Below are 11,828 nucleotides of genomic sequence, written 5' to 3'. Positions count from 1 at the left end.
GCCTCCTCCTACTCGATTCTAATCAGCAACGAAACTTAATGAAGCATAGTATTGACCGCTTCAATATGGTGCAACTCCCTTAATTGGTGCAATTCTTGTTTCCATTTTCACGCTCATTAAGAACCAAGAAAGTGCACCGATAAATTTATTATCAATTAATCAGTAAGTTAAAAGCAAAAACTGTTGCACGAAAATTACACCACACACTTGGAACGCATCTTGCGTTCACTGTTGAGTCTTTAATTAATTACAACATTGAATCGCACGATATCAGTGCAAATCAGATAAAGCGAAGGAGAATGCTTTAATGAGTGAAACGGTGACTCAAGTTCATAGTGCAGTACAAACCCTTACCCAAAGTTCAGATACTTTATTCCTATTACTCGGCGCCATCATGGTTTTCTTGATGCACGCTGGCTTTGCATTTCTAGAAGTCGGTACCGTTCGAAAGAAGAACCAAGTCAACGCGCTGGTTAAGATCCTTTCCGACTTTGGTGTCTCCGCCATTGCTTACTTCTTTATCGGTTACTGGGTTGCTTACGGTGCACACTTTTTTGCAGACGCAGAAACACTTTCGCAAGGCAACGGATATGAACTGGTTAAGTTCTTCTTCCTAATGACATTCGCAGCGGCAATTCCTGCGATTGTTTCTGGTGGTATCGCAGAGCGTGCTCGTTTCTATCCAATTTTGATTGCGACACTGTTTACGGTTGGTTTCATCTATCCATTTTTTGAAGGCATCATTTGGAACGGCAACTTTGGATTCCAAGATTGGCTAGAAGGTCAGTTTGGTTACGTGTTCCATGACTTCGCAGGCTCGGTAGTGGTTCACGGCGTAGGTGGTTGGATTGCTTTGGTCGCAGTTTACTTCTTAGGGATGCGTAAAGGTCGAATCCGTGCAGGCAAACACACCAACTTCGCACCATCGAATATCCCATTCTTAGCACTAGGCTCTTGGATCTTATGTGTGGGTTGGTTTGGCTTTAACGTGATGTCAGCTCAAGCGATCAATGGCATCAGCGGTCTCGTGGCAATGAACTCTCTCATGGCCATGGTTGGCGGTATTCTTGCGGCTCTAATTGCAGGTAAAAATGACCCGGGCTTCATCCACAATGGTCCTTTGGCTGGTCTCGTCGCTATCTGTGCGGGCTCAGATTTGATGCACCCACTTGGCGCTTTGGTGACGGGCGGTGTGGCAGGTGCGCTGTTTGTTTACCTATTTACTTATATGCAAAACAAAACACAGATCGATGATGTACTGGGTGTATGGCCTCTACACGGCGTATGTGGTGCCTGGGGTGGCGTTGCTGCTGGTATCTTCGGCCAACAAGCTTTCTGGGGTCTAGGCGGCGTGAGCTTTGCTTCTCAGTTGATTGGTACAGTCGCAGGTGTTGCTTTTGCTTTCGTCGGCGCGTTAATCGTATACGGTGTGTTGAGCAAACTAACAGGCCTACGCTTAAGTGAAGAAGATGAATTCAACGGTGCGGATCTTTCTATCCATAAGATCTCTTCTATCAACGAAGACTAACGTTGTTCACTTGGTGGGGTAAAGCACATCAAGTAGACAACTGTTGAACAGAACTAAGCGGCTTCGGTCGCTTTTTTGTTTCTATGGATAGCAAAACAGAGAATTTGAGTAACAACAACCACAACTATCAAGCGAGTTATGTCACAAATAGCCAATGAATTCAGTTGCCTAAGACTATGGTCTAATCCCCAAAACTATTGTTGGAATTTGAACAGTGCTAAGCTGTTACAAAGTGACATATCTAAAAGGACGTTATATGCATTTCCCATATCGAAATATCGTAATTCTTACTGGCGCTGGCATCTCTGCAGAGTCGGGGATACAAACATTCCGAGCACAAGACGGGCTATGGGAAAACCACAAAATCGAAGATGTAGCGACGCCTGAAGGGTTCGCAAAAGATCCTGACTTGGTACAAGCCTTCTATAACAAGCGTCGTCACGGCCTGCAAAGTGAGAGCATTCAGCCCAATTCAGCCCACAAGGCGCTAGGAGAGCTCGAAGACAAGCTTGATGGAAAAGTTACCATCATTACTCAAAACATCGACAATTTGCACGAGAGAGGCGGTAGCAACAACATTATTCACATGCATGGTGAACTTTTAAAAGCGCGTTGCAGTGAATCCAATCAAGTTGTAGAGCACAAAGGCGATATTGAAACGGGTGAACTTTGTCATTGCTGCCAAATCCCTGCACAAATGCGTCCACATATTGTTTGGTTTGGCGAAATGCCACTAAGAATGGGCGACATTTATTCCGCACTGGAAGAAGCGGATCTGTTTATCTCTATCGGAACTTCAGGTGTTGTTTATCCAGCGGCAGGCTTTGTTCACGATGCGAAAATGCATGGTGCACATACTATCGAGATAAACCTCGAACCAAGTGCGGTTGAAAGTGAATTTGAAGAGAAGCGCTACGGCAAGGCGAGTATCGAGGTGCCTAAACTGGTTGGCGAGTTATTATGTACAGAGAAAGGTTCTTTAACGGCCTAAGCCTTGTCTTTAATAACACACATCAGTTTCTGAATCTGAAAAAATAAAGCGGCTTACGCCGCTTTATTTACTTAACTTCTTAACTAACAATAACTTAGTTGTTTACTTTAAGTTTTTGGAAGTACTCGTCATAAATAACGCTCGCTTCACCAACTTCATCTTGCCACACACCGTTATCCATCACTGATTGTGGTGGGAAAACGTTCTTGTCTTCAGCAAATTCTTTAGGAAGAAGAGGGTAAGCGGTTTTAACTGGTGTCGGGTAACCGATCTCTAGAGCAATTTTCGCAGCGTTCTCTGGGCGAAGAAGGAAGTCGATCATCTTATGAGCCGCTTCAGTGTTCTTAGCGCCTGCTGGAATTGCTAGGCTGTCCATCCAGAAGATAGCGCCTTTTTCTGGCCAGATAATGTCAATCGTTGCGCCTTCTTGGCGTGCCATGTAAGCAGAACCATTCCAAAGCATACCAAGAGACACTTCACCTGCTAGGTAAGGGTTCGCTGGGAAATCTGAGTTAAATACCAATACGTTTGGCATTAGCTTACGAAGTTCTTCGTAGGCTTCTTTGATCTCTTCAGGGTTAGTCGTGTTTGGAGAGTAGCCCAGTTTAGATAGAGCGATATGGAAAACCTCACGAGAGTCATCCATCATCATCAGTTGACCTTCCCACTGCGTATCCCACAGATCGCCCCAGTTTTTAACTGAAGACTTGTCTAGCATGTCTGAGTTGATACCAATACCCGTCGCACCCCAGATGTATGGGATTGAGTAGTTGTTATTTGGGTCAAATGGCTTATCTAAGTAATTTGGATCCAAATCTGCAAAGTGGCTTAGCTTGGTTTTATCAAGCTCTTGAAGCATGCCTTCTTTACGCATCTTAGAAACGAAGTAAGTAGAAGGAACCACTAAGTCGTAACCCGTACCTTGAGTTTTTAACTTAGCGTACATGCTTTCGTTAGACTCATAAGTTGAGTAGTAGACTTTAATGCCCGTCTCTTCTGTGAAGTCTTCTAGTACTTCATTTGGAATATATTCAGACCAGTTGTAAAAATACAGTTCTTGGTCAGCTGCGAAAGAGGGTGTAGAAAGTAAAGTAGCAGCACACAATGCGCCGGTATACAGTGTTTTTTTCATTACTGTTCCGTTCATTTGTTTGATTTGGAGCTGGGTAGTGAACCCAAGGTAAAGGATTTCGAAAAATCGCGCTATATCATAGCAGAGATATAATAAAATAGGCAGCCTAAGCTGCCTATTCATTGATATTCTTATTTTTAACTTATTGATTATCTACGTTGACCTGTTAAGTAAACTGGTTACTTAGCCACAGTTAGATAATAAGCTAAATTACTGACCTGCTTTAAGTTTCATGAAGTAATCTTCGTACTTCACTGTCTTATCGCCAACCGCAGCTTGCCATTCAACACGATCAAGGTCTTCTTGCGATGGGAATAGCGCAGGGCTATCTTTGAACTTCTCGTTAGACGCTTTAACGGCCGTTAGGTAGCCTGTGTCACGAGAAATTTGCTCAGCAATTTCAGGGCGAAGTAGGAAATCAATCATCTTATGAGCTGCTTCTACGTTTACCGCACCAGAGCTAATCGCAAAGTTATCAACCCAACCGATACCGCCTTCTTTAGGGAAAACCAGTTTGATTGGTAGACCTTCGTTTTGCGCTGCAGCAGCAGAACCGTTCCACAGCATACCAAGACCTACTTCACCAGACATGTAAGGCGCGCCTGGGTTGTCTGAGTTAAATACTAGAACGTTTGGCATAAGCTTTTGTAGCTCAGCGTACGCTTCGTCGATCTCTTTTTCGTTGGTTGTGTTACCAGAGTAACCTAACTTACGCAGTGCGATGTGGAACACTTCACGAGTGTCGTCCATCATCATCAGTTGACCTTCAAGCTCTGGCTTCCATAGATCAGCCCAGCTTTGGAAATCTTCTGGATCGTACATGTCAGTGTTAACAGCAAGACCTGTGATCGCAACTACGTGTGGAATAGAGTAGTCGTTGCTTGGGTCGTACGGCTTATCTAGATAGTTAGTATCTAGATTCTTGAAGTTGTTCAGCTTAGTTTTGTCGATCTTTTGTAGCATACCTTCGTCACGCATCTTAGATACGAAGTAAGTCGACGGCACAACTAGGTCATAGCCTTTGTTGTGTGTTTTTAGCTTTGCGTACAGGGTTTCGTTCGACTCGTAAGTCGAGTAGATCACCTTGATACCAGTTTCATCAGTGAACTGTTCTAGAATCTCACTGTTGATGTAAGGTCCCCAATTCATGAATACCAATTCTTTGTTATCTTTTGCAAATGATGGTGCAGATAACATTGAAAGCGCACATGCACTACCAGCTAATAGAGTAGCCCATTTTTTCATTGACGTTAGCTCCAAACTAAACGTTGCCCGAAGGCAGTAGATAGAAAAACAGAATGGCAATTTACCATTCTGTTTATGATTAACACTTTTTTTGAACTTGAAGTCTCTTAACTTCTTAATCAAGCCAGTCTCTATATAGAGTAGGAGACTTACTTGATTTTTTCTCTCGCTAATGACTGAGAAATGATCACCAGTATTAACGACACCACTAACATCACTGTTGCTAGGGCGTTTACCTCAGGAGAGATACCCACTTTAACCATTGAGTAAATCTTCAGTGGTAAGATTTCATACGTTGGGCCGGTTACGAAAGAGCTAATGATTACATCGTCCAAAGACAGAGTGAAGCTCAATAACCAACCCGCAGCAACCGCTGGCTTAGCAAGAGGCAGAATGATCTGTTTTAGAATCGTCCATTCACTTGCACCTAAGTCTTTTGCTGCTTCTAGCATCTTCACATCAAAGCCATTCAAGCGACTGTATACCGTTACTACAACAAACGGTAGACAGAAAGTAATGTGAGCAGCAAGTAGGGTAAAGAACCCAAGTTGAACACCCATTACCAAGAATAGCGCAAGAAGCGAAATCGCCATTACGATATCTGGAGACATCATTACGATGAACAGCATGCCATTTACGATGCCTTTACCTTTAAATTGGTAACGGAATAGGGCTACTGCTGTAAGGCTCCCGACAATCGTTGCGGCTGTTGCTGAGAACACCGCTACGTTGATCGAGTGCCACGCAGCCTGCATTAGGCTGTCGTTGTTAATAAGCGCGTCATACCATTTAGTGGTGAAGCCACCCCATTTCATACCAAACTTATTGGCATTAAACGAGTTAGCGATCAATACGATAATAGGTAGGTATAGAAAGGCGTATACCAGCGCCATAAAGCTGAACTTAACTGTGCGCCCCATTAGTCTAGCTCCACTTTCTTGTTCAATAGCTTACCTGCTCGGTAGTAGGCATACAGCATCACAGCCATTGCCATGGTCAGTGCGATACTCGTCGCTGCGCCAAACGGCCAGTCTCGAGCGTTGAGCACTTGGCTCTTAATCACGTTACCAATCAATAGGTTCTTAGCTCCGCCTAATAGGTCAGAGATGTAGAACATACCTAACGCTGGCAGTAGCACTAACAAACAGCCGCCAATAATGCCCGGCATTGTTAGTGGTAGTACCACTTTCAATAGCGTTTGCAGTTTGTTCGCACCTAAATCTTTAGCCGCTTCTAAATACGTATCGTCCAGTTTTTCAATCGCTGAATACAGCGGCAGAATCATAAACGGAAGTAGGATGTACACTAAACCGATCATTACTGCGGTTTCTGAGTACATGATACGTAGCGGTTTATCAATGATATCTAACGCTAACAAGCTTTTGTTCAAGACACCTTGCGTACCCAGTACAATTTTTAATCCGTATGTACGAATCAAAGAGTTAGTCCAGAATGGTACTATCACTAGGAACAACATGATTGGACGCCACTTCGCCGGCATTTTTGCCACGATGTAAGCGAATGGGTAACCAATAATCAAACAAAGTAGGGTTGCGACAATTGCCATATAGAAAGAGTGCATCAACACTTTAAAATACAGCGGGTCAGCCAAACGCACGTAGTTATCGAGAGTGAAGGTCATCTCGATCAAGTTCGCTTCATCACGAGTTAAGAAGCTAGTACCAATGATCATGATGTTTGGAATCATCACGAACAACACTAACCAACCTGTGATTAAAGCAACAATTGCGTTTTGTAAATTAAACTTCTTGCTCATCTTCTAATACCACTTCCCAGCTCTCAACCCAAGTTACTGCAACTTTTTGGCCCAGTGAGTGATCAACATCAGGGTCATCTTCGTTGAAGAATTCGCTAACCATGACACGCATACCAGATTCAAGTTCTACGACTGAATCTAATGTCATGCCTTTATAGGTTCGCTCGACAATGTGGCCAACAATACCGCGTTGCTCTGACTCTTTAATTTCTTCGATTCGAAGATCTTCAGGGCGAAGCAATACTTGCAGTTTTTGACCCGGTGTGACGTCTTTATCGTGATAGATAATGGACTCTTCACCTTCGATTGTCGCAACAATGCGTTTTTCATCTTGACGAGATTTCGCTGTCGCTTCGAATACGTTAATTTCACCAATGAAACGCGCTACAAATAGGTTCTTAGGCTCTTCGTAGATCTCTCTTGGTGTTCCGTCTTGTTCAATCACGCCATCACGCATAACAATAATACGGTCAGACATAGACAGCGCCTCTTCTTGGTCATGCGTTACAAAAATGAACGTGATACCAAGTTGGCGTTGTAATTGTTTCAGCTCGATTTGCATCTGTTTACGTAGTTTGTAATCCAGAGCAGATAGAGATTCATCCAACAAAAGAACTTTAGGCTTATTAACGACAGCACGAGCGATTGCGATACGTTGCTGTTGGCCACCAGATAGCTGGTGTGGCTTTCGTTGTGCCATTTGTTCTAGGCGCACCATTTTCAAAGCATCCATTACACGAGGTTCAATCTCGCGGTTTGGAACTTTCTGCATGCGTAAGCCAAATGCCACATTGTCGAAAACGGTCATATGCGGGAATAGGGCATAGCTTTGGAATACAGTGTTTACATGCCTTTGTTCAGCAGGAACTTGGGTTACGTTTTGTTCAGCTAATAGTATTTGACCACTATCTGCCGTTTCAAAACCCGCAATCATTCTTAGCACGGTTGTTTTACCACAACCTGATGGGCCTAAAATCGTGAGAAACTCACCATGATTTACGTTTAAATCCAGATTGCCGATGACTTCCTTACCATCGAAACTTTTACTGATGCCAGTTAGCTGTACTACTGGCTTTCCTACTGATTTTTTAGCGTTCAACGTCTGTTTTTCTCCACCTTGGTTCTATTTGAGACCTGTTGCTATACACCTTTAAGGCGCGCATCATAATCACCAAAAACGTGAATTCAAAGCATTTTTTACCTTTCGAAGATAAAAAATTTCGCAGGTAAAAGTAAACATCCTTTACCATACTGTTATTTACTGGGTTTACACCCTAACAAGTGTCTAATTATTAACCATCAAGACGCAAAAGCAAGCCTTGTTACAGATTCATATTTTAGTTTGTATCCGACATATGAGTATAATGAAGGTAATTTTTTATCAATAAGTTAGGTGGCTTCGCTTAATCGGCACACCTAGGTATCAATATGAACAACGACATCGAAAAAGATTTTAATTTGGGCGGTAGTATCAACCGTGCACTTTCTGGCGATTATGAGCTCAAAGCAACGGCTGTATTCCAAGAAGCTTGGAAACATACGATAAGTCACTTTCTTTCGTTTTCCCCAGCGATTATTGCTTTGATGTTTGTGCAGCTCGCTATCTTTTATATCGCACTAAAACTACAGCTTGGTGATCCCGCGGTTATCTTAGATGCAGTTATCGACCCAGAGTCGTTTACGCCACAAATCGTTGAATCGATTTTTATCGCGAACTTTAGCTATGAAGTGATCAGTGCGCCTATCTATGCGGGTATCTGTTTAATGGCAATGAGTCACGCCGCTGGCCTACAAACCAAAGTACGCCACATCGGTAAAGGTTTGCAGTTTACGGTTCCGGTTATTCTAGTGACTTTGTTTAGCCTAATGCTTCAAGGCATCGCAGGTATGATTCTGCCGTTCTTGTCTATCTACTTCTCACTTGCATTCAGCCATTCGATTCTGCTGATTTGTGATAAGAAAGTGCCGCCAATGCAATCGCTGCTGCTTTCTCTGCGTGCTGTCAACAAAAAAATCTTCACCGTTGCTTCTATCTACCTATTAGTAATGCTGATGTTCATCGTCGCGGCAATGATGTACGGCATTGGCCTTATCTTCGTTTTACCTTTCTTCTTCCACGTGAAAGGGATTCTTTACCGCGAGATGTTTGGCATTAAACTCAAACTGATCGCGTCAGACAGACCAAAGAGTGACGACGACCACAACGGTAGCAACAATAAAGACCCACAGGTATTCGATGCATAACAACTCTAAATTAAACGCAAGTAAATCACTTGCGCTAAAAGTGACAGCATTAGCCTTAGTTGGCTCGATCTCGTTAGTTGGCCCAATGCTTTACCAACAAGAAGAAGAGCGCAGGCGAGCGGGGCAAAAGGCTTCAGACTCAGAGCAAAACTTTGGTGACTTGACCGTCTCTTCTGATAAGCCAGATTTCGCAGCGATTGAAGATGTAAATAAAAAGAAAGACACCTTCTTTTCTTATCTTCGCCCAAGTATCAACATCGAAAACAAGCGAATCACCAAAGAACGTGCGTTTCTAACCAAACTTTCAGAGACGGGGTTGAACAATGTTGACTCTGAAGACGCGTCATATGCAAAGAGACTAGGGAAGCTGTATAGCCTGCCTGTACCTTCATCGGGCTTAGATGACGCTTGGCTGAAAGAAATGTTGAATCGTGTAAACGTGCTACCTGAAGCGCTTGTGTTAACTCAGGCGGCCAATGAATCAGCTTGGGGTACATCTCGTTTCGCCACTAAAGCAAATAACTATTTTGGACACTGGTGTTACACCAAAGGTTGTGGCCTTGTTCCGCTACAACGTAACGAAGGTAGCTCGCATGAAGTCGCAACATTCTCTTCAAGCCAAGAATCCGTACATCGGTATTTCATGAACCTTAATCGTAATCGTGCTTACGCCGATCTAAGAGCGATTCGTGCAAAACTTGCTGCCCAAGGTGATGATCTTTTAACAACCGCAACGGCGACAGAGCTCACCAATGGCTTGTTAAAATATTCTGAGCGAGGTTCCGACTATGTGACTGATTTACAAGCTATGATCCGTCACAACGAGGTATACTGGAAAAAGTAACTCATTTTGATACCAACTTGGTTGCCTTCGATAGTCGGCTTATACCAAGTAATATCACAAAAAGAGCAGCTCATTGGCTGCTCTTTCTATTTATAAACGCTCAACTTCGACAAGATTATAATAATGAAAAAGACAGCACTCGCTTTATTAGCCTCATTAAGCCTTGGGGTTTCTCTTCCTGCTACAGCGCAAGAATACATGTTCACGTATTCTAAGCTTTATACTCAGCTGAAAAACAACACCAAAGAAGGGCATGATGATGTCAAAGTTGCGGTCTTCTTTGTTGATCAACAAGCTCAGCAAACCTGTCACATCAGCAAAGCTTGGATGGAAAAAGAAGAGCACTACGAAGAGCTAAAAGTCTCTCCAGCCAATGAACTGCTTCTACCGGTAGATCAAAACCTTCGTTCAGCAAACCCTCTTATCTTTGTACAAACTCAAGAACAAGAATGTGCGTATTCTTTGGTCGTGATGACTCAAGAGCCTTTAGTTGGAACTGTTGAAGTTACACAGATAGAAAATCTATTGCCACAGATGCAGGCGATGCTTGAAGACGTCAGCGGCATGTTCTCTGGTTGGTTCACGCCAGATATCCAAGGGTTAACGCTAGAGTTCGCTAATAAGCTGGAAGGCAACATCGAGCTTTCAAATGGTAAGCAACTACCAATCAAAGAAGGGCGAGCGAAATTCACCTTAGAAGAACTTCATGGAAGTGACAGCATCACGTTACCAGAACCAACAGTTCGCGTATTGCCGTACATTCCCGCGCAATAGTTTTTAACGGAATCATTGTTAGTGAAGTAAAAGCTTAGCGGAATCATTCCCCTAAGCTTTTACGACATATCTTAAAGCAGCCTCATCGAATTAGATCAGGCTGCTTTTCTTTATCTGCGATACCAACCGAGAGCATGTGAAACCGCGTTTCTCTACCAGCTAGGGAGCTTATCGAACAATAAAAGCAGAATCTTTCTATTACTCAGCTTGTTTATCCTGCCGTTACTATTTCAACATTAAATAAAAATCCGTATAATCCACGCCCTAAAACAGTCCCACTAGCAATCTACAGTCGGTAATACGACGGTGTGAGAGTCGCAATGAACCAAAACGATAATAGAAAAGAAACACTTGAATTCAACAAACTTCAGAAACGTCTGAGAAGAAATGTTGGAAATGCCATCATCGACTACAACATGATCGAAGAGAATGACGTAGTAATGGCATGTATTAGTGGCGGTAAAGATTCATTTGCGATGCTAGATATTTTGCTACGTTTACGTGAAGCAGCACCGATCAAATTTGATGTTGTGGCAGTAAACCTAGATCAAAAACAACCTGGGTTCCCTGAACACATTCTTCCTGAGTACTTTGAAACGCTGAACATTCCTTACTACATCGTAGATAAAGACACGTATTCAGTGGTTAAAGAGAAAGTGCCAGAAGGCAAAACAACGTGTGGCCTATGTTCTCGTCTTCGTCGTGGTACTTTGTACTCATTCGCAGAGAAGATTGGCGCAACTAAGATCGCACTGGGTCACCACCTAGACGACATCGTTGAAACCATGTTCCTAAACATGTTCCACGGTGCGCGCCTAAAGGCTATGCCACCAAAGCTTCGTTCAGATGATGGTCGTAACGTTGTTATTCGTCCACTGACTTACTGTCGTGAAACGGACCTAATCAAATACGCAGAACATAAAGAGTTCCCAATCATTCCTTGTAACCTATGTGGCTCTCAAGAGAATCTACAGCGTCAGAACATTAAAGCGATGCTAATTGATTGGGATAAGAAAACGCCAGGTCGTGTTGAGAAGATCTTCAAGTCAATCCAGAACGTAAGTCCAAGCCAACTGGCTGACCGCGAGCTGTTTGACTTCGTGAACCTTCCACTAGACCGTAGTGAAGACCGCAAAGCGTACGAATTCGAAGAAGCTGAAATTTCATCTTCTAACATCGATGAGTCAATGTTCATCGACGTAACGAATGTTTAACCATTAGATTGGATAAAGATGATGTTTTCCATTCTGTGTTTGGAATGGCGTTGCTCTAGATAATCGAGTAGGAGGAGGC

At 43.2% G+C, this 11,828-nt stretch carries 11 protein-coding genes; 6 read left to right on the top strand and 5 right to left on the bottom strand.

What is annotated here, in order from left to right:
- Positions 1 to 307 precede the first annotated feature (307 nt).
- Positions 308 to 1,528 (top strand): ammonium transporter, encoded by a 1,221-nt coding sequence (locus AB4375_RS00940; protein ID WP_372050876.1) that lies wholly within the window; start codon positions 308 to 310, stop codon positions 1,526 to 1,528.
- 256 nt (positions 1,529 to 1,784) lie between these two features.
- On the top strand, positions 1,785 to 2,519 hold the full coding sequence (gene cobB, locus AB4375_RS00935; protein WP_017063867.1) for a Sir2 family NAD+-dependent deacetylase: 735 nt from the start codon (positions 1,785 to 1,787) through the stop codon (positions 2,517 to 2,519).
- Positions 2,520 to 2,613: 94 nt separating this feature from the next.
- Here the strand turns inward: cobB and AB4375_RS00930 are convergent, their stop codons facing one another.
- From AB4375_RS00930 to potA, 5 genes are all read right to left on the bottom strand, one after another.
- The gene (locus tag AB4375_RS00930) at positions 2,614 to 3,651 is read right to left on the bottom strand and encodes an extracellular solute-binding protein (RefSeq protein ID WP_017059627.1); all 1,038 of its coding nucleotides are present in this window, start codon (positions 3,649 to 3,651) and stop codon (positions 2,614 to 2,616) included.
- Positions 3,652 to 3,861: 210 nt separating this feature from the next.
- On the bottom strand, positions 3,862 to 4,896 hold the full coding sequence (locus tag AB4375_RS00925) for an extracellular solute-binding protein (protein WP_017059628.1): 1,035 nt from the start codon (positions 4,894 to 4,896) through the stop codon (positions 3,862 to 3,864).
- A gap of 149 nt (positions 4,897 to 5,045) precedes the next feature.
- Positions 5,046 to 5,816, bottom strand: a complete 771-nt coding sequence (potC, locus tag AB4375_RS00920) for a spermidine/putrescine ABC transporter permease PotC (protein WP_017059629.1) — start codon at positions 5,814 to 5,816, stop codon at positions 5,046 to 5,048.
- A complete protein-coding gene (potB, locus tag AB4375_RS00915) occupies positions 5,816 to 6,673 on the bottom strand; it encodes a spermidine/putrescine ABC transporter permease PotB (protein ID WP_017059630.1) in 858 nt (285 codons plus the stop codon). The genes potC and potB overlap by 1 nt, the downstream gene beginning before the upstream one ends.
- A complete protein-coding gene (potA, locus tag AB4375_RS00910) occupies positions 6,657 to 7,772 on the bottom strand; it encodes a spermidine/putrescine ABC transporter ATP-binding protein PotA (protein ID WP_372050875.1) in 1,116 nt (371 codons plus the stop codon). Before potA ends, potB begins: the two co-directional genes overlap by 17 nt.
- Before the next feature lie 329 nt (positions 7,773 to 8,101).
- Between potA and AB4375_RS00905 the strand changes: the two genes are divergently transcribed.
- The 4 genes from AB4375_RS00905 to ttcA all read left to right on the top strand — a co-directional run bounded on the left by AB4375_RS00905 (position 8,102) and on the right by ttcA (position 11,749).
- Positions 8,102 to 8,917 carry a membrane protein gene (locus AB4375_RS00905; protein WP_017063864.1) on the top strand — a complete coding sequence of 272 codons (816 nt, stop codon included), beginning with the start codon at positions 8,102 to 8,104 and terminating at the stop codon, positions 8,915 to 8,917.
- Complete coding sequence (locus AB4375_RS00900) at positions 8,910 to 9,761, top strand: glucosaminidase domain-containing protein (protein ID WP_372050873.1); 852 nt, start codon at positions 8,910 to 8,912, stop codon at positions 9,759 to 9,761. The genes AB4375_RS00905 and AB4375_RS00900 overlap by 8 nt, the downstream gene beginning before the upstream one ends.
- A gap of 123 nt (positions 9,762 to 9,884) precedes the next feature.
- Positions 9,885 to 10,535, top strand: coding sequence for a DUF2987 domain-containing protein (locus AB4375_RS00895; protein ID WP_136974288.1), 651 nt, complete (start codon positions 9,885 to 9,887; stop codon positions 10,533 to 10,535).
- 320 nt (positions 10,536 to 10,855) lie between these two features.
- Positions 10,856 to 11,749, top strand: coding sequence for a tRNA 2-thiocytidine(32) synthetase TtcA (ttcA, locus tag AB4375_RS00890; protein WP_017059635.1), 894 nt, complete (start codon positions 10,856 to 10,858; stop codon positions 11,747 to 11,749).
- The last annotated feature ends 79 nt before the right edge of the window (positions 11,750 to 11,828 follow it).

The sequence above is a fragment of the Vibrio sp. 10N.261.51.C6 genome (assembly GCF_041471785.1).
Taxonomy (GTDB): Bacteria; Pseudomonadota; Gammaproteobacteria; order Enterobacterales; family Vibrionaceae; genus Vibrio; species Vibrio crassostreae_C.
The sequence above is the reverse complement of the archived record's forward strand: the minus strand, read 5'-3'. Positions and strand labels throughout refer to the sequence as shown.